Origin of the sequence: Micromonospora parastrephiae (assembly GCF_016802865.1) — a bacterium.
In the GTDB taxonomy this organism is placed as follows: Bacteria; Actinomycetota; Actinomycetes; order Mycobacteriales; family Micromonosporaceae; genus Micromonospora; species Micromonospora parastrephiae.
The window spans coordinates 131,124-151,474 of the sequence record NZ_JAEVHM010000001.1 but is presented as its reverse complement, the minus strand read 5'-3'; the positions used below and the strand labels follow the sequence as shown (position 1 = coordinate 151,474).

18 protein-coding genes are annotated in these 20,351 nt (G+C 68.9%); 4 read left to right on the top strand and 14 right to left on the bottom strand.

From position 1 onward, the window contains the following. Positions 1 to 236 precede the first annotated feature (236 nt). A complete protein-coding gene (locus tag JNW91_RS00735) occupies positions 237 to 1,598 on the bottom strand; it encodes a protein-L-isoaspartate O-methyltransferase family protein (protein WP_203172999.1) in 1,362 nt (453 codons plus the stop codon). A gap of 462 nt (positions 1,599 to 2,060) precedes the next feature. After that, on the bottom strand, positions 2,061 to 3,335 hold the full coding sequence (locus tag JNW91_RS00730; protein WP_203172998.1) for a hypothetical protein: 1,275 nt from the start codon (positions 3,333 to 3,335) through the stop codon (positions 2,061 to 2,063). Between the two features lie 824 nt (positions 3,336 to 4,159). Here JNW91_RS00730 and JNW91_RS00725 point away from each other — a divergent pair. The 3 genes from JNW91_RS00725 (at position 4,160) to JNW91_RS00715 (ending at position 5,976) form a co-directional block, all read left to right on the top strand. Beyond that, positions 4,160 to 4,615 (top strand): helix-turn-helix domain-containing protein, encoded by a 456-nt coding sequence (locus tag JNW91_RS00725; protein WP_407664222.1) that lies wholly within the window; start codon positions 4,160 to 4,162, stop codon positions 4,613 to 4,615. Between the two features lie 154 nt (positions 4,616 to 4,769). Beyond that, the gene (locus JNW91_RS00720; protein ID WP_203172997.1) at positions 4,770 to 5,081 is read left to right on the top strand and encodes a hypothetical protein; all 312 of its coding nucleotides are present in this window, start codon (positions 4,770 to 4,772) and stop codon (positions 5,079 to 5,081) included. Continuing rightward, complete coding sequence (locus tag JNW91_RS00715) at positions 5,038 to 5,976, top strand: hypothetical protein (RefSeq protein WP_203172996.1); 939 nt, start codon at positions 5,038 to 5,040, stop codon at positions 5,974 to 5,976. The genes JNW91_RS00720 and JNW91_RS00715 overlap by 44 nt, the downstream gene beginning before the upstream one ends. 699 nt (positions 5,977 to 6,675) lie before the next feature. On the opposite strand, the gene JNW91_RS00710 is transcribed toward JNW91_RS00715, so the two are convergent. Continuing rightward, positions 6,676 to 7,743, bottom strand: coding sequence for a hypothetical protein (locus JNW91_RS00710; protein WP_203172995.1), 1,068 nt, complete (start codon positions 7,741 to 7,743; stop codon positions 6,676 to 6,678). Beyond that, positions 7,743 to 12,002, bottom strand: coding sequence for a MobF family relaxase (mobF, locus tag JNW91_RS00705; RefSeq protein WP_203172994.1), 4,260 nt, complete (start codon positions 12,000 to 12,002; stop codon positions 7,743 to 7,745). The genes JNW91_RS00710 and mobF overlap by 1 nt, the downstream gene beginning before the upstream one ends. A gap of 236 nt (positions 12,003 to 12,238) precedes the next feature. On the opposite strand from mobF, the gene JNW91_RS00700 reads away from it, so the two are divergent. Then, positions 12,239 to 12,655 (top strand): hypothetical protein, encoded by a 417-nt coding sequence (locus JNW91_RS00700; RefSeq protein WP_203172993.1) that lies wholly within the window; start codon positions 12,239 to 12,241, stop codon positions 12,653 to 12,655. A gap of 31 nt (positions 12,656 to 12,686) precedes the next feature. Here the strand turns inward: JNW91_RS00700 and JNW91_RS00695 are convergent, their stop codons facing one another. The 10 genes from JNW91_RS00695 to JNW91_RS00650 form a co-directional block, all read right to left on the bottom strand. Further along, the gene (locus tag JNW91_RS00695; protein WP_203172992.1) at positions 12,687 to 13,364 is read right to left on the bottom strand and encodes a hypothetical protein; all 678 of its coding nucleotides are present in this window, start codon (positions 13,362 to 13,364) and stop codon (positions 12,687 to 12,689) included. Positions 13,365 to 13,570: 206 nt separating this feature from the next. Continuing rightward, positions 13,571 to 13,972: a hypothetical protein gene (locus JNW91_RS00690; RefSeq protein ID WP_203172991.1), complete on the bottom strand. Its 402-nt coding sequence runs from the start codon at positions 13,970 to 13,972 to the stop codon at positions 13,571 to 13,573. Next, positions 13,969 to 14,370, bottom strand: a complete 402-nt coding sequence (locus JNW91_RS00685) for a hypothetical protein (RefSeq protein WP_203172990.1) — start codon at positions 14,368 to 14,370, stop codon at positions 13,969 to 13,971. Before JNW91_RS00685 ends, JNW91_RS00690 begins: the two co-directional genes overlap by 4 nt. Before the next feature lie 148 nt (positions 14,371 to 14,518). Next, a complete protein-coding gene (locus JNW91_RS00680; protein WP_203172989.1) occupies positions 14,519 to 14,968 on the bottom strand; it encodes a hypothetical protein in 450 nt (149 codons plus the stop codon). Between the two features lie 66 nt (positions 14,969 to 15,034). Next, positions 15,035 to 15,679, bottom strand: coding sequence for a GGDEF domain-containing protein (locus JNW91_RS00675; protein WP_203172988.1), 645 nt, complete (start codon positions 15,677 to 15,679; stop codon positions 15,035 to 15,037). 133 nt (positions 15,680 to 15,812) lie between these two features. Beyond that, positions 15,813 to 16,238 carry a hypothetical protein gene (locus tag JNW91_RS00670; protein WP_203172987.1) on the bottom strand — a complete coding sequence of 142 codons (426 nt, stop codon included), beginning with the start codon at positions 16,236 to 16,238 and terminating at the stop codon, positions 15,813 to 15,815. A gap of 647 nt (positions 16,239 to 16,885) precedes the next feature. Then, complete coding sequence (locus JNW91_RS00665; protein ID WP_203172986.1) at positions 16,886 to 17,776, bottom strand: hypothetical protein; 891 nt, start codon at positions 17,774 to 17,776, stop codon at positions 16,886 to 16,888. A gap of 321 nt (positions 17,777 to 18,097) precedes the next feature. Then, the gene (locus JNW91_RS00660; RefSeq protein WP_203172985.1) at positions 18,098 to 18,322 is read right to left on the bottom strand and encodes a hypothetical protein; all 225 of its coding nucleotides are present in this window, start codon (positions 18,320 to 18,322) and stop codon (positions 18,098 to 18,100) included. A 72-nt stretch (positions 18,323 to 18,394) separates the two neighbouring features. Beyond that, positions 18,395 to 18,895 carry a hypothetical protein gene (locus JNW91_RS00655; protein WP_203172984.1) on the bottom strand — a complete coding sequence of 167 codons (501 nt, stop codon included), beginning with the start codon at positions 18,893 to 18,895 and terminating at the stop codon, positions 18,395 to 18,397. 134 nt (positions 18,896 to 19,029) lie between these two features. Next, positions 19,030 to 20,244, bottom strand: a complete 1,215-nt coding sequence (locus tag JNW91_RS00650) for a DUF932 domain-containing protein (RefSeq protein ID WP_203172983.1) — start codon at positions 20,242 to 20,244, stop codon at positions 19,030 to 19,032. Positions 20,245 to 20,351 lie beyond the last annotated feature (107 nt).

Below are 20,351 nucleotides of genomic sequence, written 5' to 3'. Positions count from 1 at the left end.
AGGCTCGTCGATCGCCTGCGAATTCGTTGCCGCCTGAGACGTGGTACAGCGCGGCGGACGTGATCACCGTGCGTCTGTTCCCGACGCGGGTCGGGGATAATCCGGCGGTGCGGCGGCCCTTGATGGAGGCCCCGGAGGTGGTGGAGCGGGGTGGGCCGGAAGTGTTGTGGGTCGGTCCGGGCCCGGCGGCGTGGTCGTGCAGGTGCATGGGCCGTCATGGTCGCTCGTGGTACAAGTCAGCGCGGTGGTGGTGGACGCAATCGTGCTCTTGTTGGATCAGACCTCCCGGTACGGCTGCAGGGTTGAGGCCGACGTGGAGTCGCGGGTGCTGATTGAGGATGCGGTTCAGCGGGTGGTGGATGAAGCGGTTCGCTACGGGTGGGGTGGCGACAAGTACGCGCCGCCGGGTGCTCCGGTCGCTTGATGCTCGCCAAGCGGGGGCCGCTTGGTGGTTCCGCCGTGCCCTCGCCGAACCTCCGGCCGCGCCCAAAGCGGGCGCTATCAACTGCGGGGAGGCGTCCCCGCAGGTTGATGACCGCCTGCGCGACTAGTTCACACGGACGCTGTACTTTCGTTGTTCTTAAGTCGTAGGTCCCAGCTGGAAGATCATCGTCCTCGTTGAGGGCGAGGGTGGATGTGAACCAATCCACCGCGGGCCGTGCGGCCTGTTCCCATCGGCCGAGCCACGTCCGCAGTGCTGTCAGGGATGCGGAGTGCGGGCTGTCGGCGATGATGGTCGAGTCGGTCAGGATCACAGCGGCTGAGGTTGCGGTGGTGTGGCCGATGCCGCGTATGCCGTCGCGGAGAGCGGCGATGCTGCGGTGGTGGCCGCCGACGATGACGGAGAAGGCCGTCCATGACAGCCAATCCAACGGTGCATGGGCGTAGGTTTCCGTGTGACCAGGGTTCAGAAGCAGGTTGAGGGCGGTGCGGGCGCCGCTGTGATGCTGGTCGTCGCGGTCGCGCCAACTGATGGATATCCACGTCGGCTCGGGCTGCTGGATGCAGTAGTCCACCCAGCGGCCGGGGATGGTCAGCGCGTCGTCGACGGGGACGGTGGTGCTCTGGGCGTATCCGCCGAAAGTGATCGACTCGATGTGCGGTTGCCCCGCCGTGACGGTGATGGTCGCGATGAGGGTGGTGGAAGGCTGGGCGGCGATGGGCAGGCAGGCCACGATCCGTCCGTTGGGGGTGAGCTGTTCGACCCACGCTCGGGGAAGCCGTGGGGGTGTACACCAGGCCACGAGTCGTTGGTAGGGGGCGTGCGGCGGGTAGCCGGCCATTCCGTCGGCGACGTGGCAGGTGATCGTGGTGACCCCGCGTTGGTGATGCAGCCGGTTCGCCCAGCCGATCAGGTGATCGCTGATATCGATGCTGGTTACGTGTCCAGTGGACCCGGCGTGCGCGGCGAGTAACGCGCCGGAGTATCCCGTGCCGGTGCCGATTTCCAGCACGCGCGCGCCGTCGCCGACGTTGAGGGCGATCACATCCCGGTGGATGGCTTGCGCGGCGGACCGGTGCAGGGTCTCACCGCGGTGCTCGTTGTCGACGTAGTAGTGCTCCGGCACGGCATCGAGCAGTGGATCGGGGACGGTCACCGGACTCCTTCCGCGACGTGTGGCGGCTTGCCCACAGCACGCTTCGATGGCCACCACCACACGTTCAGCCGGGGCGCACCCAGCAGCTGCCCCATCGCGCCCATGCCGAGCCGCCGACGACCCTCCGGTTCATCCACGCCCGCGATCCTCCGTAACGGAGTGAATTCCCTGTGTCACTGCCGCACCAGAGTGCCAGAGCAGTCCGACACCGGCTACCCGCTGCCGCCCGCGCGTTTTCGGTCGCAGGCACCGCCGGCGTCGCCAACAGCCGGTTCGAGAGGGCAAGTGCGTGCCCCTGGCGCTGAGGTCGCCGAGAATCCCAGACCACCCCGTGCGCTCGGTCGGGGCGCGGCCGAAGATGACGGTCGTGCCGGCGATGAACCGCGATCGCGTCGGAGGGCGCGCCGCGTCTACCCCTTCGAGCGGTTCTGTCGGCTCGCGCATGCGTAACCGAGTGGCACCTTACAGCTCGCCCAGGATGCGAGTGCGTTGCTCGGCGTACTCGCCATCGCTGATCAACCCCTGCTGATAGACGGCGGCGACTTGGCGGAGCCGATCGGCGATTGGGCTGGGTGGTGCAGTTGTCGGGTCGGGGTGGGGATGCGCGACAGGGTTGTCGGGATCCATCCCGACAACGTGCTCGACGATCGGCGTACTGCCCCTGGAGGTTGTGGTGTCGACGGTGCCGGCGATGCTCCAGAAGTGTTCGTCGACGGCAGTGGCGCTGCTGGCGGCGCCGATGAGGTGGCGCAAGGTGTCTGGTTCGCAGGTCAGCACGGTGGTCAAGCGGGTGGCGTGAGCGGCGGTGGGCACGAGGCGTCCAGCGAGGATGTCCATGGTCACCGTGGTCGCGATGTCCGCTCTGCTGGCGAGCTCGGTGGGGGAGACGCCGGTGAGCTCGGCGTAGACGCACAGATAGCGGGCTAGCGCCCGGCGCGCCGGTGGTGCCTGCGTGTCGATTCCGGCGACGAGGAGTCCGAAGCGGACCCGGCGGCGGGTGGCGGGCAGTTCCGGCAGGTCGATGATCGGCGTCGAGCGCAGGCCGGGCGCGGCCACGAGTTCGAGTGCGACGCACTGGCGGGCGTACTCCTCGCGGATCGTCGCGACCTCCGCGGCGATGGTACGAACGCGCAGCAGCTCATCGCGTGTCTGGTGGAACTGCATTTCGAGCTGGTTGGCCTGGCGGACCGCTTCGTTGCGGGCGTTCTCCGAGGCCCGCAGGTTGCTGACGTGGCGATCGGTTTCCGCTTTGAGGCGTTCTTGCAAGCGGGCGACTCGGCGTTGCAGGACCGGAATGGCGGGTTCGCTTTCTGGGACGTTGCGCTGGCCGGGTTTGCCCGGCGGGCGGCTGACCGGACCGTTGTAGCCGTCAGGGAGCTGGCCGCGGGCGCACTGGTACCAGCCTGCGGCGAGGGCTCGGATGCCGGCGGTGTCGCAGCTGTCGGGCAGGCAGGCGATGATCAGTTCGGTCATCTCCCAAGTCGGGCCGAGGCGGTAGCGGCTGAGCTGCTCAGACAGCTTCTGGCGGTTGAGACCGGGGTAGTGCAGCCCCCTGTTGCGGGCGTGCTCGAGGATCTTCGCTTGCCCGCCGACGCCCAGGTAGGCGTCGATGAGCCCGCGCACGTAGAGGGTGTACTCGGCGGCGTCGGGGTTGGCGCACCGCTGGCGGATCGTGACCTCGTCAACGGCGTACGGGCGGGCGTTGCGGCGCGGCGCGGGGTGCTGGCCGGTGCTCATGCGGTCGTCCTTGATGCACGAGGGTGGCCCGACAGCGGTCCATGTTGTCGGGAGTTGGTCCGGACTCCTTTCCCGACATTAGGGACGTCGAGGAAAGTAATCCGCGCCGATCGGTGCTGACTGGCTGGTCGGTCAGGGTGCTCCGTGCTGCTTGGTTGAGCGCCGGGTTAGCGCGGAGCACCCGCCATCTATACATCATGCGAGAAGGCGGTGACAGAGTGCAGCCCTCAACGAGCATTCGGCGGGTTACGGCCACCCTTGGCGCACTAGTTGTGCGGGCTTGGCATCGCCGGGCCGGCGGAACCAGTCGTCCAACCCGACCGGCGCGTCATCATCCCAAGCACCGTCGTCCACGTCCGTGGCCGCGGCGCCCACGACGGCGACGTCCCTAGGCGCGGCAGGGTCGTCGAGCCACCGCGCTAACCACCGGTGACGCGCGCCGCCCCCGGGCGATCGCGAGGCCCGAACGTTTCGCGTCCAGCGTTGAGGGCGGCGCGCCCAGCGAAGCAGCTATGGGCGGTAGCCGAACCGGATCACGCGACCGTCCGCTGATCATGCAGGTTCGGTCTCCGTCAGCTGCCAGGCCTTTCGATAGGGCCCGCTTGCCCCCAGTCGTACTGTGAATCAGGCCTTCGACGTCGGGTGAAGGCGACAGCGATGCGACGGCAGTACGCGCAGCGATGGGCTGCCGCGCCTGGTGCGGAGATCCGGGTTCCGTTACCTGGTAGCGGACCTGGCCCCTCAGGCGCGAGCGCTCAGAATGGCCGTCTGCACACTCGTGCGACTGCGTTGCAGACGGCAGCAGGGAGGGTGGGAGAAGTCAGTTGGGTACCGACTACGGGGACGGCGACGGCCAGGAGATGGGTGCCACCGATCGGGCAGTGCAGGACGCGTTCGCTCAGTTCGTGCGCCACGCCGTTGACGCCGCTCAGGACGAGCATGACTGGTCGATCACGCACGTGGCGGCACGTAGCGGCGTCGGACGCTCCACCATCTTTCGGTGGCTCTCCGGTGACTGGCAGCACCATCCAGAGCTACCCAAGGTGCGGGCGTTTTGTGCGGCCTTGGACCTCCCGCTCGGTGCTGCCCTGCGCGCCCTCACCCCGCTGACCTACAAGACACCGCCGTCGCCAGAGGTGCCCGAGGCGACGGCGATGGAGGTGCTTCTTATGGCCGTGCGCGACCGATTTATCGATCCCCGCACCACCTCCGCCGAGAAAGAGCACATTCTTGCCGCCTTGCACCAACTCGCGCGACGGACAACTTCGCGCGCCGGCTGACGGCACACTGATGAACTCCCATCCTGAGCAGTGGCTGGCCCGACGTCGCGCAGTCACCCGCACCAGCCGGCATGGAAGCACGCTAAGCCGCGGACTGATTTCTGACCCTGCCGGCTGCATTAACGTGCGGCGGCGGTGTGATCTCCTGATCTGCATGTGGAACACGCTGCACGTGGATGTGTCGTTGGACGATCTGCTGGCCCGACCGGCAATCGGTCCCGGCTACCTCACCCGCGACGAGGCGCACGCCGAGGTGCAGCAAGTCCTCGACGCCGATCCGGCGTTGGGCCGCGCCGCCGGGCAGTGGCGGATGGATGTGCAGCGCGTCCGGGTGGGCTCGCAGACGTGGACGATCTACGAGTACGACGACGAGCCGCAGAAGGCAGCCCTGAACTGGCTCGATGACTACCTCAGGAGTTTCCGTGACGCAGGCGTCGGCATCCGCGTGGCGACCTTGGGCAGCTGATCGCTTGCGCCAGAGGCGCGGCCAGCGTGGCGGGCGCGGGGCAGTCGTGGCGGCGGATAAGTTCTCCATCGTGGACGAGGTGAGCAGTCTGCGGTCGGCGGCGACCGCCTTCGCTGAGCAGAACGCCCTGACTGTGGTGCCCGCGGTGCCGTTGCACGACCTCGGGCCCGAGGTGCAACTCGACGGGGAGGTTATTGACCTGCCGGGCTTCCTGAACCTGGCGCAGCGGATGTGTGCGCCTGCCCTGTACCTGGAGGTCGACCGGTTCGATCCGGACGGGGACTCGGTGGACGATCCGCCACGGCACCTACTCGCCCGCCGTGGGCAGTTGCAGGGCATCGAGATGGCGTTCGTCGCCGGCGGCGTTGTGCACTTCTGGGAGCACATCGCGTCCTGGTACGCCGAGTGGGAGAGCTTGCTCGCCGCTAACCACGGTGGCCTCGGTGATGAAGACGACGACCGGCCGCGCTGGATGAGCGAGAACGAGCGCGAGGAACTGGCCGAGCCCGCTGTGCGGGCACTGCTTGCGATGGCGCAGTTCCGGGCCGAGAAACCCGGCGGCGGCCGGTATCGGTTCGCGCAGCAGCACCTACCCGCCGACCTCGACGAGCGAGCCACGCACACGGCCGTGCGGCTGGCCTGCGAGCGCGCCGATGAGATGGCCCGCCAGCGGTACGCCGACATCGACGATCACTACGAGCAACTCGCCACAGACTTGCTCGCTGATCAGGCATACCAGCGGGCCGGATCAGCCGCCGCACGCAAACAGGTAGCTGAACGGTTCCTGACCAACTGGGCCGACGGCTGGTCGCCGCCCATGGTCGCCCGGGAGGAGCTCTACGCCCGTGCCCAGCGACAGGCAAAGCTAGCGGCCCACCGACCAGCGCTGTACTGACCAGAAGCCGTGACAGACCTTGTGGCCGCCCGCCGCGCGGCCTGCTGTGTTGCCGTTTGCTTCGGACCGAACGGCAACGCGGAGAGCACTCACAGCGCAGGCAGCCCCGCTGCGACAGATTCCGGTCGACAGGCGACTGACACTGTCTGTGTCACCGTGGTGGTGGCCATGCAGGGGACTGTGGGGGAGGGCGGCAGGCCAGAACGGCGGTCTTGAGGAGCATTGGGCGGTCCGCGACGAACCGGTCGGCAGCGTCTGGGCCCGGCCGCCTTGGCGGGCCCGCTGCCACACCACACCCACCCAGCTCGGCGCCGAGCACGATCGCGAGCGCCTGCTCATCTGCGACATCTGTGCGAACGCGTACCTCCGCTCCGACCTCGGCGGCGAGCAGCGCCTGCACTGCCATGCCGTAACCCCATGGTCTCAGAAGCACCGCTACCAATTCCCCACCCTTGTCGCGGGCCTCACCGCCATCCGCGCCCCGCGTCGCCGGAGGCAAGGCCACCTTGCCCCCGACACGCTGAACGGCCCGCCAGCGGCCCCACCGCCCGATGGTGGCGAAGCCGCCCCGTCGTCGGTGACGGGCTGGCCCCGTAGTCGACGAACTCGTGGCCGGGAGTGCTCCACCCATCTCGTGGCGACCGCTGAGCGCAAGGACGCGCATTTTGTGATGGACGTGGCGCCGGCTGTCCTCCGGCGTTAATCATCGATTTCGCGAGAGTTCTGTGGGCTGGGGTTCTCGTACTCGGCGCTACGGGGTTGAGGTGCGCCGTGCTGTGGGGCTGCCTCGCCAGCCGGATGCGGGATGATGTTGTTGACGGTGTCGGTCAACCGCTCGACACGTTCGGCGATCTGCTGTACGTAGCCGAGGACTTCGCGGGTGAGCTGATTCGTAGACGGCGTTCGCGCGTGTTCGGCCTGTGCGACGAGGCTTGTGAGGATGGCACCGACCTGGTGGTCCTCTGGCGAGGCGGAGTACAATATGGGTGAGGACATGGTCTGGGCGCTTTGGCTCAGGTTGTGGGGGTCGCGTTCGCCATCTGGTGGAGCGGCCCCTCTCTCGTTGAGGCGAAGTTCGGTACCGGTGCTCGCTTCGAGGATGGTGGCGACATCGCCGATTCGGTTCCACCATTGCGGTTCGTCGGTGCGGATGGCGCGGCCTGCGGACCACGCGACGGCATCGGCCATCCAGAGTCCGGGGTCGGTGCGACCTTCGACGTGGACGAGTCGCATGCGGTGGCTGATGGCTCCTTGATCGAGGAGCCGGCGGTAGGCCCGGATGTCGTTGCGGTCGATGCTGGGCAGCCGGCTGCCGGTCTCCCGAGCGTCGCGCCACTCTGCAGGGCTGCCCCGGGTTTCCAGGTAGACGTCGCGGACTCGTTGGCCGTTGAGGTAGCGCAGGAGCCGTTCCAGGCTGAGTTGTCGGGCGTGCTCCCGCTGGCCTTCCAGGTGTGCGTGTACGTGGCGTGGGTTGTTCGGTACGGCGGCCATGTTGCCTGGGTTGATGGGTACTTGGGCGGAGACGACGGACCAGCCAGAGTGTTCGGCGACGACGTCGAGCATCGCTTCGATGGTGCCGACGTGTCCGCGGTGGTAGAGCGCGGTGGAATGGTAGCCATCGTGGATGCCGGCGGCTTCTGTCGCGGCGGTCTCTGCGGCGGGAACGCTGTCGTGGTCGATGATGACGGCGGCCATCAGGTAGGCGCCAGGGGAGTGCTTGTGCTGGAACCAGGACTCGTCGACGAACGCGCTCGGGTGAGTGGCCATTAGTCAATCTCCGCTCCCTCTGAGGTCCCCAGGTCACGGGCGGTAGTGCGTTCCCGGGCGGCGGCGTGCTGGGGCAGGCTCCCGGTGATCGGTGTGGTTTGTGGCTGCGGGCGGGTTTCGTCGATCGCTCGGACTCGTGCGGTGGTGGTGGCGATGGCGTCGGCCAGGGTGGTGCGGCGGGTTGTGGTGCGGCGGGCTTGTTCGGCTGCGGCGGCGAGTCCGGCGTAGCGGGTGGGCAGGGCGCTGGTGTACCAGCGGCTCCAGGTGCGGTGCTGGGACTCGAGGTCGGTGACCCGCGCCTGGCGCTGGTCGATGACCTCGCGCAAGCTGGTCAACTTCGCTCGCAGACTGGCAGCCCGACCGGTGGCGGCGTCGATCCGCTGTTGGGTTTCGTGCTGGGTGTTGAGGGTCCGGGTGCGCGATGGCCCGCGTTGCCACCAGCGGGGGCGCAGCTGTTGTGCGTGGGCGGTGGCGCGTTGGCCGGCGGCGTCGACGGCGGTGAGGAGGAGCGCGAGGTCGTGGTGGCGCTGCTCGGTGTCGGTGAGGGTGAGGTGCGCGTCGCGTAGCTGGTCGGCGACGTAGGGCGGTGCCGCGGCGTCGGCGGTGCGTTGCGCGGTGATCAGGCGTGTGAGTTCTTGGTCGTCGGTGGTGGTGAGGTGGCCGGTGAGGGTGGCGGTGCCGACGACGACGCGGGCGCGGTGCCAGGCGTTCCACCGGGCGATGTCACTGGTGGACGGTTCGGGACCGATGGGGTGTTCGCTGGTGAGTTGGTGCCGGTCGCGGTAGGTGATGACGACCTCGGCGCGGGCTAGCCATTGGTCGCGGCCGGCTGCGTCGTTGGGGACGTGTCCCAGGGCGCGGGCCCAGGCGGGTTGCTGATCGGCGGCGAGATTGGCTAGGGCGCGGACGCGGCGGTCGCAGATGTTGGCGACCTGGCGCAGGGCGTCTCCGATGTCGCCGGTGAGGCTGGCGGGCATGCGTTCGGTGTAGGTCGCGGCGAGTTCCGGTGTGGTGGCGATGGTGGGGTCGGCGGTGGCGCGGCCGATGATGCGGTCGATGCGCCAGGACAGCACTGCGGCTATGTCGTCGGCGGAGTCAATTTCGCGGGGGCGGATGGCGCGGCGCAGGACGTCGGTGGGGTCGTGGCCGGCTTCGTGCAGGGTGGTGAGGCGGGCGATGAGCGCGGGCAGCGCGAGGTCTCGGGCGAGCCGGTCGGCTAGCTGCCGTCCGCTGATCTGCCGGACGATGGCGAGGTATTCGGGGATGCGGGCGCGGGCGGACAGGTCGTCGTAGATGGGTGCCCAGGCGTGCAGGGCGTCGACGTCGGCCCAGAGTTGTTGTTCGGTTTCGGTGGCGGAGCGGTCGGGTGTGGCGCGGCGCATGATGTCGGCCAGGATGGCGACGCGGGCGGTGGGTGGCTGCGGTGGGGTTCCTTCGCGAGGGTGATCGTCGGTGACGATGTACGCCTCGTTGAGGGTCGTTCCGCGGGTGAGCATGACGTAGAGGCGGGCCAGGGAGGTGTTGTCGTCGACGAGCGCGCGGGTGGTGTGCACGGTCTGGCCTTGAACGGAGTCGACGGTGAGGGCGTAGGCGAGTTGGACGTGCTGCGCGATGTACGCGGCGGGCAGCACGGTGGTCGTCGCGGTGCGCAGGTTGGTGACTTGCACCTGGCCGCTGCGGGTGACGGCGTTGACGCGCCATCGGTCGCGGTTGGCGACGAACGTGCCGCCAACGGCGATGCGCCGGTCGTTGCGGCGGGTGACGATGATGTCGCCGACGCTGGCGTGGTTGCCGTCACGCAGGCGCACGGCGGGGCCGGCGCGGACGAGGCCGGCGTGGATGAGGATGCCGCGGGCACGACGGGCGATATCGGCGGCTTCGTCGCCGGTTTCGACGAGCATCATGCTGGGCAGACCGCTGGCCATGTCGCCTGCCCACCGGTCCAGCATCTGGCCGACGAGCTGCGCCCGGTGCCCGCCGATGAACCGGCCCCGGCGGTCGTATTCGGCCAGGACGGTGAGGTCGCCGCCGCGCAAGCGCAGCGACGCGGCTCCTTCCCACGGTTGGGTGAAGCGGTGGACCGCGGTGAGGTGGGTGGTGGTGCCGAGGCTGTCGAGGTAGCGGAACAACCCGCCGGGCCCGATCGCGGAGATCTGCTCGGGGTCACCGACGAGGATGAGTTTGCCGTTGACCTTGTCGAGGTGGGTAACGAGGCGGGCGAGGTCGTGGCTGGAGACCTGTGATGCCTCGTCGATGATGAGCCATTGCCCGGGTCGGAACTGCCAGTCCGTGGCGTTGGCGCCGGGTGGCGGCCGGTGTTGGGCGTGCAACCACCGGGCGATGTTCTCGGTCCGTAGCACCTGCCCGGGCGCGGCGGTGGCGTCGGCGAGCAGTTGGGCTGCGGACTGTCCGACGGTGAGGCCGAGCACCGGCACACCGCTGTCGCGTGCGGCGGTGACGACGGCGCGTTGCAGGTAGGTCTTGCCGGTGCCGGCCGGTCCGACGACGCCGGTGACCCGCCGGTCGTCGCCGACGAGCCAGCGCAGCGCCGCCTCCTTCTCGGGAGACAACCGCAGGGCCGCTGTCGCGGAGGTGATCGCTGCCGCTGAAGCGGGGATGGCTCCGCGGCGGCCGGCGTAGGTGAGGACTTCCTTCTCGGCGGCGAGGACCGTGTGAGTGGTCATCTGCAGGTCGCGGTGCCGGGTGTATTCGCTGTGCCGGTCGCTGCCGCGCAGCAGGCTCGGCCCCCACTGCACGAGCGCTGGCGGTGTGAGCACGCGCAGCCCACCCAGACCATCGGCGATGGCCCGGCCGGCGAGCGTTTGCACCCGCTGCCAGTCCGCCTCCGGTGAATGGCCGGGGGTGATGTCGAGGACCCGGCCGATGGCCAGCTCAAGGTGCTCGCGGCCAAAAACGGCCCGCTCGCGGCCGAGGTTACGCAGAGCGCGAGCGAGAGCGAGGCGCACATCGGCACGCACGGCCGCGTCGATGACGCGGTCGTGGTCGGTGGCGGGGACACCGAGCTGCGCGGCGACCGCACGGAGCGCTGCTTCGTCGACGCCGTCGGGGTGTAGTCGGGACGCGCGGCGAAGGATCCGCCGCGCGGTGACGGCGGTGTCGTCACGGGCGGCGTCAGTGAGGACGCCGCGTACTTGCCCGGCGGTGTCGAGCCGCGCAGCGCGGTCCTCAGCGTGCCAGCGCTGCACGGCCTGCTGGGTGGACTCGGCGCCCTTGTGCGGTCGGCGGGTCCGCAACGTCGCGTCCTGCGCGCGACGGCGCCACTGCGCGGCCACTGATCGTGTCGCCGGTGCTTGCCTGTCGGTGCGGCGGTTCATCTCCTCGGTGATCGCGCCGCGGCGCTTGCCGTAGTGGCGCAGCGACGCGTCGCTGAAACCGGCGATTTCGCGGATCCCCGAGTCATCACGGGCGCCGAAGGTAACCCCAAGGCGGCGGTGAAGTTCGACTTCCACCGCGCGTTCGTAGGCGACCCGGGCGCCGACCGTCGCGCGGTAGAAGGCCTTGCCGTCGAGGGCCAGCCACTGCGGGTCGCCGTCCGCGGTTACCGTCTGGACCTTGCTGGAGACGACGACGTGCGAGTGCAGCTGCGGGTCGCGCTCGCGGCTCATCCGGTGGTCGAAGACCAATGCCGCCAGCCCTGCGGTGTCGAGTTGGCGGACGCCGCCCGCGCCGGCGCGGGCGAACGCACCGTGGCGCTGGAGGTGATCGAGGAGTGACCGCACGCCGGCGTGGTGCGCGGCCATAACGTCCTGCTTGACGGCGTCGTCGCCGAACGCCCATAGCAGCGATACGGATTTGACGGGGGAGACGGTGACGTCGTATGCGGATACGGCCCGCCGCTCGGGCGCGTTCATGATGTCGTGCCATACCTTGTCGCGCTGCTCCACCGTGGCGTCGGCGGGCAGGTGCGCCAACGCCCGCCGGACTGCCTCTTCGCGGTACTCGTCGGTCATCGGCGCGTAGATCCGCCACTTCTGCCCGAGCCGATAACCGGCAATCGGGTGCCGTCCTTGGCCAATGAGATACCGCATTTGCCGCTCGTTCACCCAGCCGGAGACGCCAAGGACGGCGGCGCCGTCACCGGCCCACCAGCCGGGGCTCTCCCCCCGCGCGGTGTCGTTGACGTAGTAGGGCGTCGGCCCTCCATCTCCCAGTGGTCGCAGGTCATGGCGGCCAGCGGCCACCTGCTCCATCACGTAGCGGTAGCCGTCGCCGGGCGAGATGCGCGTGACGGACAACATGACTCGACCGTAGAAGATCAACTAATCGGACGGTGGCCGAGAATGCAAGGGGGTGTATCCCCCGTAAGCGAGCAAGAAACGAAGCGCTAGCCGTTTAGGCAGGCCGCAGAGTGCGTGGCTGAGGATGAACGACCGGTCGGGGAAGATGACGAACTGCGGCCAGCATCGAACGAATAGACGAATTGGCCTGGTGCGTTATCTGGTGGGTTGGTCCGGGTGGTCGCTACGGTCGGGGAATGGCAAGCAAAACGGGGAATGACGCGACTCGGGCGCTGCGGCGGCGGCAGGAATTGGAGCTGCGCGCGGTGCGGGCGGTCGAGCAGGCTGCCGGGACGGTCCAGGACGCGGAGCGGCGTCGGCGTGAGGTCGTCGCGCGCCTGGATCAGGAAGTCGGGACGGCTGCGGCGGCACACGAATTGGCCGTGGCGGTCCTGGCGACGGTGCTGCGCGATGACGGCCTGGCGGCGGACTTGACCGGCGTGGACGTGGCGCGGGTGAGGGCATATCGGCGGAGCGCGGATGGCGCTGCGGTGCGCGCCCGAATCGCTGAGCTGGGCGAGTTGGTGCCTCGTCGTCGGCGCACGGCTGTCCCGGTGCCCGGAAGTGCCAGGCCGGCTTCCGCTGGTGATGTCTCGCGCGGCGCTCTGTCCTGAGTTGGTGGGGCCAGCGTTGCGGGCACCATGGTTAGGTCCAGTCGAGTCCGCATCCGGTGCAGACGCGAACCGTCCCTTCGCCTATCCATTCCATGAGTTCGTCGTCGGTGGCGGTGCAGTGCTCGGGGATGGCGGCGGGCCAGTCACCTTCGATGACCAAATGGCCGGGGTGAACCCGTCCCCTGGCCTGGCTGCCGTGATACATGACGGGCGGCCCCGGATGTGGGTCAGCCAGCGGCAGCATGGCGCGGTGGCGCAGGTTGGTTCCGGTGAGGTCGGTCGGGGTTAAGAGCGGTGGCTTCCTGCGTACGGCGCGTCGGTACTGGGTGAAGTCCTTGAAGGTGGGCGAGGCCAATTCCGCGCGATCGATGAGCGACAGCGCTTCGTACGGCTGGGCGGCCTGGTGGTGGTGCAGCGCCGCGCTGAGGAAGTTGTTTGCGCGGGTATTGCGGGCGTGCTCGCGGGCGCTGCGTTCGGCGCTGGTGGTGCGTGGCGCGGTGAGTATGTCGGGGTTGGCGTCGAGGTGAGCGGCAACGGCATCCCAGATCTTGGGGCGACCGTATTTCATGAGCAATCCGTCAAGGTGGTGGTCTGCGATGTAGCGGACGGCCGCGTCCTTGCCGCCGTGGATCGGGTTGTGGAAATAGTTGGGTGCCCAGTCGTCGCAGACATGGGCGATCATGACGAGTTCAGGGCGGGTCAATCTCATGCGGATGCCTCTCATGCGGTGCGAGGGTTTGCGCTGCGGGGTGCGGCACTGGGTGAGGTGTGCGGCAGCCGGCAGCGGCGCGCTCGATGCGCGTCGGTGACGCCTGGGGTGCGCTGTCCCGGCCGCTTTGTCGGCGGCCGGGCGCTGCGTGGGGTAGGCGTTCAGGAGCGTGTTCGGGGCCGGGGCGGTGGACCGGTGAGGCAGGGTTAGCGCGGTGTCTGGATCTGTTGGGTCTCTGCTGGGGTGAGCAGGTAGGCGGGGAGCTGCGGCACCTGTTCGCGCCATGCGCGGTAGAGCCGGTGTGTCCCGTCGATGAGCAGCGGGGCGGGCTGCTGTCCGGTGATGGGGATCTGACACACGATCACTGGTGTGGTGAGGTCGGTGGTCATGGCGTAGGCCCGGTGGAGGGTGTTGGTGGTTGGGCCGATGAGGTTGGTTGCCCAGGGGTTCGGGTTGTCGAGGTGGTGCAGGCCGTAGGCGTTCGCCCAGGCGGTGACGTTGAGGGGTTGGGCGTCGCGCGGTCGCGCGGCAATCAGCGTTAGTGCGGCGCTGATGTCGAACACCCACGGCCCGAAGACGAACCGCTGCCGTCGCTGGTCGTCGGTCATTGGTTGTTGGTCTTTGCGTTGAGGTGGGTGTAAATGGCGACGCAACGAAGGATCAGTTCGTGTGATGGCAGGGTGAGGAGTCTTTGCCGTTTGTCGTCGCGGATGTTGTCCCAGATGAGGACGGTGACGCTGGCCGACCAGATGTCGACGATGACGCCGTTGATCTTGGCGTGTTGGCGGTTGGCGACGATTTGGCGCAGGGTGTCGATGAGCGTGGCGTCGCCGGTTGGGTGGGTGGCGTCGTCGGGTCGGGTTGCCTCGGGTAGGAGGGTGTAGCAGTCCTCGCAGGTGTAGTAGCTGCGTGGCGGGTGCTCGGTCTCCCATCGCTGTACGTCTGTGGCGGGTATGCCACAGACGGATTGGCGTGGGTCGCGGGGGTGGCGGATGTGCGGATGCATTGGGGCCTTCCGGGCGGCTTGGTGATGGGTCTGTTTGAGGTGTGCAGGGTGAGGGGCGGGAGCGGCAGCCGGCGGTGGCGTGCTCGATGCGCGTCGACGCGTCCCGCGTGCGGTGCCCGGCCGGTGGGATGCCGGCCGGGCACCGGGGCTAGGCGGGTTGGCCTAGGAGGTAGTGCGGTCGCCCGGTGATGACCCATGCGACGTAGTCGGCCAGCCATGCGGCGGCGCGCTGTGTGCGGTGGAACGGGAAGCGCTGGGGCTGGGTGATGTAGCGGATGCACGCGCGCCACAGGTCCAACCAGAGTTCGGCGAGTCGGGCGGCGGCGCGCATCTGGTGGTGGCGGGTGACGCATCGGTCGCATCGGTCGTCGCGTGCGTGTTGGGCGATTTGGGCGGCGGCGGCTCGGACCGTGCGCGGCGGGTAGGCCGTCGCTTCGGGGTCGGCTGGCCATGCCGGGACGTGGTCGCACAGGTCGAGCCGGGCCAGCGCGACGGAAACGGTGCGGGTCGCGCCGTCGAGCAGGGTGTAGACGTCGCGTCGCCGGTCGGTGGCGGGCAGGGTGCGTAGCTTCATCGTCGGTGCGGTGAGCGCGGTCATCCGGACTCCTCTACGGGTGGGGCCGGTGGTCGGGTGGGGGTTGCCCGGCCACCGGCCCGGCGTGGGTTAGCGGCGGTAGGTGCGGCGGTGGTGCTGGGGGCCGGGGGCCGGCACGTCGGGGATCTCGTCGTGGTAGGTCTGGAGCGGTTCGCCGGTGCGCTTGGCTGCGTACATCGCGCGGTCGGCGCGGCGCATGAGGTCCGGGAGGCTGATGCCGGCGGGGGCGTGGGCCACACCTGCGGTCACGGCCAGTCGGACGGTGCGGCCGGCGGCGTCGATGCAGGCGCTCGCTATTGCGGCTTGCGCGGCGACGGCGTGAGCGGACCCGGTGCGGGGGTCGGCCGTGGTCACCATGAGGAATTCATCGCCACCGAGGCGACCGGCGGTCATGGGTAGCGCTTTGAGCTGGCGGGCGGCTTCAATGAGCGCTTTGTCTCCGGCGTCGTGGCCGTGGTTGTCGTTGATGGCTTTGAAGTCGTCGAAGTCGAGCACGGCGATGGTGACTGGGCGGCTGGCGTCGAGCTGGGTTTGCAGGTGCGCGAGGATGGCGCGTCGGTTCAGTAGCCCGGTGAGGTCGTCGTGGCTGGCGCGGTATTCGGCGATGGTCAACCGGGTGTGAAGCGTGGTCAGGACGCGGTGCTGATGGCGTGCGAGCAGAAGCACAGCGAGGGTCAGGGCGACATTGAACGTGGCGAGGGTGTAAACGAGCATGGCGGGGCCTTCCGGTGAGGGCACCTGGGCGCGTCGTCGGCGAAAAATGGCCGGGCGCGTGAGGGGATTTGGCAGGCGTCGCCAGCGGCGGCCGGGGCGCGGAATCTGTCCGGCCGCCGCTGGCGGTTGCGTGTCAGCCCTTGCTCACCGGGGCGAGGTAGACGTTCGGGTGCTGCTCGATGTTGACCGGGTCGGCGGTGAGGTTGACGGGCATACAGAAGCCCGCCCCTCCGCTCATGGTGTCGAGGTAGAACCGTCCGCTGTCAATCCAACGGACCGTGTATTCGGTGGCTGCCCAGTCGATGCCGTTCACCTCGTAGGCGGCGGCGGTGATGATCTGGTTCGCGCACTCGGGGGTGACCGGGTGGGTCTTGCTGAGGACCAGGTGCAGGAAGATCACGACGGTGCGTCGGTTGCGCTCGTGGTTGTCCTCGATGCGGAGGATGTCGCGCATCGCCTCGGTCGTGAGGCGCAGGTGCGCGAGGTGACGGGCACGGACTTCGCGGGTGAGCTTGGCGACGCGGTCGGCTTGTTCGTAGGTGGCGGGAGTTTCGCCCATCGTGCTGCCTTTCGTTGTGGGGTTGTTGGTTGTGTGGTTGGGGGCTGCCGTCCCCTCCCTCACATCTATAATCATACAGCATTAAGGGTTGAGCTGTCTATCTGGGAGCCATTTCTCCGCGAATGGTTTTGACCCAAGATCGCCCGGCGGGCCGTGCCGGCCGCGATCACCTGGACGTGTTCGTCCCGTCACGGCCCAACCCCTTTTTTGGCCGCCGGGGGCGAGCTCGCTCGCCCAGGTGTCGGGCGGCGGCAGTCAAATCCGACGCGGGGGTTTCGAGGAAAAGATCATGCGGTTTGTGCATGATGTTTTCTGAGCCCGTGGCGGATTTTACTTCCGACGTTCGATACCGATAATCCCGGCGCAGCCGGCGGCCGAAAAGGGGTAGGGCAGCGCGGCCGTAGGCCGCTCCGGCAATGTCTTGGCCCTGCGCCGGCCTTGAGGCGCGAGGGTGACTGGACGCGGAGTCGGCAGGGCGGGCCGGACTCGGGGCGAGCGCAGCGAGCGTCCGGACCGCCCGGTGCTCGCGGGAGCAACGGTCGCCACCACCACGAACCGGGGAACCAAAACGGGCTGAAGGCTCAGCGGCGGAGGCGGCCGACGGTTGCTGCGTGCGGGTGCGGTGGTTGTCAGCTGTGACAGGTCGATTAGTGGCGGGGCGTTATGTCGGTGGTGGCGGGTGGCTCCGCCGCGCGCGGGTCCGGCTTGCCGGTGCGGGTGTTGCAGGGCCGCGTGAGGCTGGTGCGGAGAAGGTGAACGGTGAACGGACCGATCCGCTCGGCGATGCCGGTGAGGAACCCGCCCGTGTTGTCCGCGACGTTCATTTGGACCGTGCCGGCGGGGGTGCCGGTGATGGTGAGGTCCCCGCCGATGAGTTCGGCGGTGACGCGTTCGCAGTCGGCCGGGGTGTGGTGGGTGTTGACTGCCCGCAGGTCGCCGGACTGAAGCATCGTGGCCGTGTCGTGGGTATGCCGGCAGGGCCGCCCGGTGGCGTCGGGGTGTATCCACAGCCACGCGTCGACGGCGACGCGGATCCAGAATCGCCCGTCGGTGGATTCGGCCGCGCTTGCGTCTGCGACGAGGTCGAACATCGGGAGGGGCTTGGAGAAGTGGACCGCCGTTGGCCGCCGGGTGTCTGTAGACGCCTCGACCATCGCGTCGAACGTGGGGAACCGCTCGCGGTAGTGCCCGGGGCGCATCGCGTATCCGCGTGTGCCGTCGTCGTGGCGTTCGTTGCTGACCGCGACGTACTGGCCGAGGTGCCAGCGGCGCCGGGCTTCTGTCTTGGTGATGCGGTACACCCGGGCGGTGATGCCGTGCGGGTGGACTGTGGTGGACGACGTGCGGTCGACCACTTCCACGTCGGCCGGGAACGCGACCGCTTCGGGTTGGCCGTGCTCGGCGTACCGGTCGGTGAACAGCACACCGGCCGCCGAGTTGAACCCGACGACGTGGCACCCGCCGATGAGACGCCGGTTGATGCACAACCAGATGCTGTCGGGTACGGCGGCGCGTCGGAAATCGGCGATGGTTCGCATGACTGTGGAGGTCCTTTCTGTGCTGGGAAACTGCGGGTGCGTCCCTGGCGGTCAGGGCAGGAGTTGACGGGGGCTGGTCGCCGGCGCAGCCGGCGGCCGTGCAGGGTTAGGCAGCGCGGCCGTAGGCCGCTCCGGTCAATGTCTTGGCCCTGTGCCGGCCTTGAGGCACCAGGGCGACTGCGCACGCGGGTGGCAGCCGGCCCGGACGGGTGACAGGTGCGGCGAGCATCCGAGCCGGCTGGTGCTCGTGGGAGTCGCGGTGGCCGTGCCGTGGATCGGGGGAGCAGATCGGGGGAGTCCCAGGGGGAATCCGACTGGCGGTCAGGCGGCGCGCGCTGTGTGGATGTCGATGGTGATTCGGTGGCTGGTTTCGGGGCCACGCTCGACGGTGATCGTGGTGTGTGGTCCGGTGATGGCGACGACTGGCGTGGCCTGGTCGCCGGTGCCGATGACAGCGGGTGCGGTCAAGTGCCGGCCGATGAGCGGTAGGGCGTGGGTGAGGTCGTCCAGGACGCCGGAAATGGGTTGGTGTGGCTGGCTGGCCATCGGGTCTCCTGCTGTTCGGACCGCTGAGCGTCGGGCCGGGGGACACCGGCAACCGCCGGTGTCCCCCGGTGGTTAGGCGGCGTCGGGCACAGCGGTGAGGCGGGGTGTCGGGGCGGGCATGGTGCAGGCGCTGCATCGTCCGGCGTCCCAGGTGTGGGCGGCGGGCGGGTCGGCGGCGGGGCAGGGTTGGTGTTGCAGCTCGGTCAGGGTGGTGGTTGCGAGGCAACGTGGGCACCGTCGCCAGGTTGCTGCGGGCGGGCCGGTGACGATTGAGGTGCAGGTGGTGCAGCCGAATCCGGCCTGTCGTAGGGCGTGTCCGATGGCGTCGGCGTGGTCGATGGCGCGGCTTGCGGTGGCGTTGACGCGGTTCCAGTCGTCGCTGGTGTGCAGACGTTGCCATTCGGCGTCGGTGAGGCTGAGGGGGCTGATCCGGGCCTGTACTTCGGCGCGGCCGATCAGGTAGCCCGTCCAGCCGTAGGCGCGGGCGAAGGCGGAGAACACGTCGCGGGCGTCGGTTTCGGTGAAGGTGCGGGGTAGGCGTACGCCGTGGGGAAGTCCGATGGGTTTCTGCATGGTCCCCTCCTGCGCGTGGGTGCGGCCGTGAGGTGCGGGCGCGGCAGCCCGGGTCGGCGTGCTCGATGCGCCCCGACGCGGTCTCGGGCCGCGAGGGGCGGGCGCCGAATGCTCGGTGCCCGCCCCCGGTGGGGTCAGCGGTGGGTGAGGGTGAGCAGGCGGCGGTGGGCCTTGCTCTTCAGCTCGTCGGCGCTGCCTTCCATGACGGCGGTCGCGCGGGCGGCGAGGTTGTTGCCGCGCAGGGATCCGGTGGGCCGGATGGCGGTTTTCCAGTCGGCGAACTCGGTGATGGCGCGCTCGGCGGCGTAGGCGGTGCGGCCCAGGCGGGCGGCGTTGGTGTCGTAGAGGTCCGTCAGGATCTCCACCCGCTTGGCGTGCTTGTTGCGCGTGCGGACGGGCGCGTCCTCGTCGGGGGTTGCCCACAGGTCGCCGATCACCTTGTGAAACTCGTCGATGGCGAGATCGGTGCGGGCGAGGGATTCCTCTTCCGCGGCGAACTGGTCGAAGTAGTCGACCGACAGGCGCAGGGTGCGGCGGGCCTCTTCGATGCGGTCGCGGGCGTTGCGGGTGTGGCGGACGCCCCAACGGGTGAGCGCGTCTCGGACGGAGAATCGTTCGGTGTTGCCGCACTCGACCCGCCACGGGGTCGCCACGACCTGGAAGAGGCTGGATCCGTCGTGGCTGTTGAGAGCGACGATGAACGGCACGATCGTGTCGTTGATGCCCTCGACGTCGACGCTGACGGTTTGCGGCAGACGCATGGTGATGAAGACCTTGCGGCCGTCGCGCAGCGCGCCGGCGGACTCCCAGGTGACGTCGTAGTCGTCCACGAGGTCCTGAAGGAACTCGAAGCCCTGCCGGTTCTGGAGCACCTCGTAGCGGGCTCCGACCACGCCGAGAGCGGCGTTGGTGTCCTCGCGGATGTTGACGAACTGGTCCGGCACGATGCGGGGCTGATCGGTCGGGTTGGCCTGGTAGAGCACGGGGCGGCGGCTGACGGGGAAGTTGATACCGCCGAGGGTGAGCACCTTGTCGATGTCGGTCGTGCCGCCGGGGACCACGTTGCCGAGCGCGTGCCACGCGGGCGTGGTGGTGTAGAGAGCGACCTGCCCGGTGGTCTCGTCCAGGCCGTGTTCGGGCAGCAACTCGCCCTGGTTCATGGTGAGGACTTCGCCGTTATCCCAGCTATCCGGATCGGTGACCAAGTAGCGGCCGTTACCGAGGCTGCGCAGCTTGCCGTCAGCGATCTGAGCGTCGATGCCGGCCTGCTTGTCGGCGGCCCGGTTGATCTGCGCGATCCTCTCGGCGGCGAACTGCTGGTTGACGTCCGGGAGTGCGAGGGTGGTCATGACTGGTGGGTGCCCTTCGTTGTGGGGTTGTTGGTTGTGTGGTTGGGGGCTGCTATCCCCTCCCTCACATCTATAATCATACAACATTAAGGGTTGAGCTGTCCACT

Excerpts from the sequence above, each read along its gene's own strand:
- JNW91_RS00730 (WP_203172998.1), bottom strand. The coding sequence starts at position 3,335 with ATGAGCACCGGCCAGCACCCCGCGCCGCGCCGCAACGCCCGCCCGTAC.
- JNW91_RS00720 (WP_203172997.1), top strand. The coding sequence starts at position 4,770 with ATGTGGAACACGCTGCACGTGGATGTGTCGTTGGACGATCTGCTGGCC.
- JNW91_RS00710 (WP_203172995.1), bottom strand. The coding sequence starts at position 7,743 with ATGGCCACTCACCCGAGCGCGTTCGTCGACGAGTCCTGGTTCCAGCAC.
- mobF (WP_203172994.1), bottom strand. The coding sequence starts at position 12,002 with ATGTTGTCCGTCACGCGCATCTCGCCCGGCGACGGCTACCGCTACGTG.
- JNW91_RS00700 (WP_203172993.1), top strand. The coding sequence starts at position 12,239 with ATGGCAAGCAAAACGGGGAATGACGCGACTCGGGCGCTGCGGCGGCGG.
- JNW91_RS00695 (WP_203172992.1), bottom strand. The coding sequence starts at position 13,364 with ATGAGATTGACCCGCCCTGAACTCGTCATGATCGCCCATGTCTGCGAC.
- JNW91_RS00690 (WP_203172991.1), bottom strand. The coding sequence starts at position 13,972 with ATGACCGACGACCAGCGACGGCAGCGGTTCGTCTTCGGGCCGTGGGTG.
- JNW91_RS00685 (WP_203172990.1), bottom strand. The coding sequence starts at position 14,370 with ATGCATCCGCACATCCGCCACCCCCGCGACCCACGCCAATCCGTCTGT.
- JNW91_RS00680 (WP_203172989.1), bottom strand. The coding sequence starts at position 14,968 with ATGACCGCGCTCACCGCACCGACGATGAAGCTACGCACCCTGCCCGCC.
- JNW91_RS00675 (WP_203172988.1), bottom strand. The coding sequence starts at position 15,679 with ATGCTCGTTTACACCCTCGCCACGTTCAATGTCGCCCTGACCCTCGCT.
- JNW91_RS00670 (WP_203172987.1), bottom strand. The coding sequence starts at position 16,238 with ATGGGCGAAACTCCCGCCACCTACGAACAAGCCGACCGCGTCGCCAAG.
- JNW91_RS00665 (WP_203172986.1), bottom strand. The coding sequence starts at position 17,776 with ATGCGAACCATCGCCGATTTCCGACGCGCCGCCGTACCCGACAGCATC.
- JNW91_RS00660 (WP_203172985.1), bottom strand. The coding sequence starts at position 18,322 with ATGGCCAGCCAGCCACACCAACCCATTTCCGGCGTCCTGGACGACCTC.
- JNW91_RS00655 (WP_203172984.1), bottom strand. The coding sequence starts at position 18,895 with ATGCAGAAACCCATCGGACTTCCCCACGGCGTACGCCTACCCCGCACC.
- JNW91_RS00650 (WP_203172983.1), bottom strand. The coding sequence starts at position 20,244 with ATGACCACCCTCGCACTCCCGGACGTCAACCAGCAGTTCGCCGCCGAG.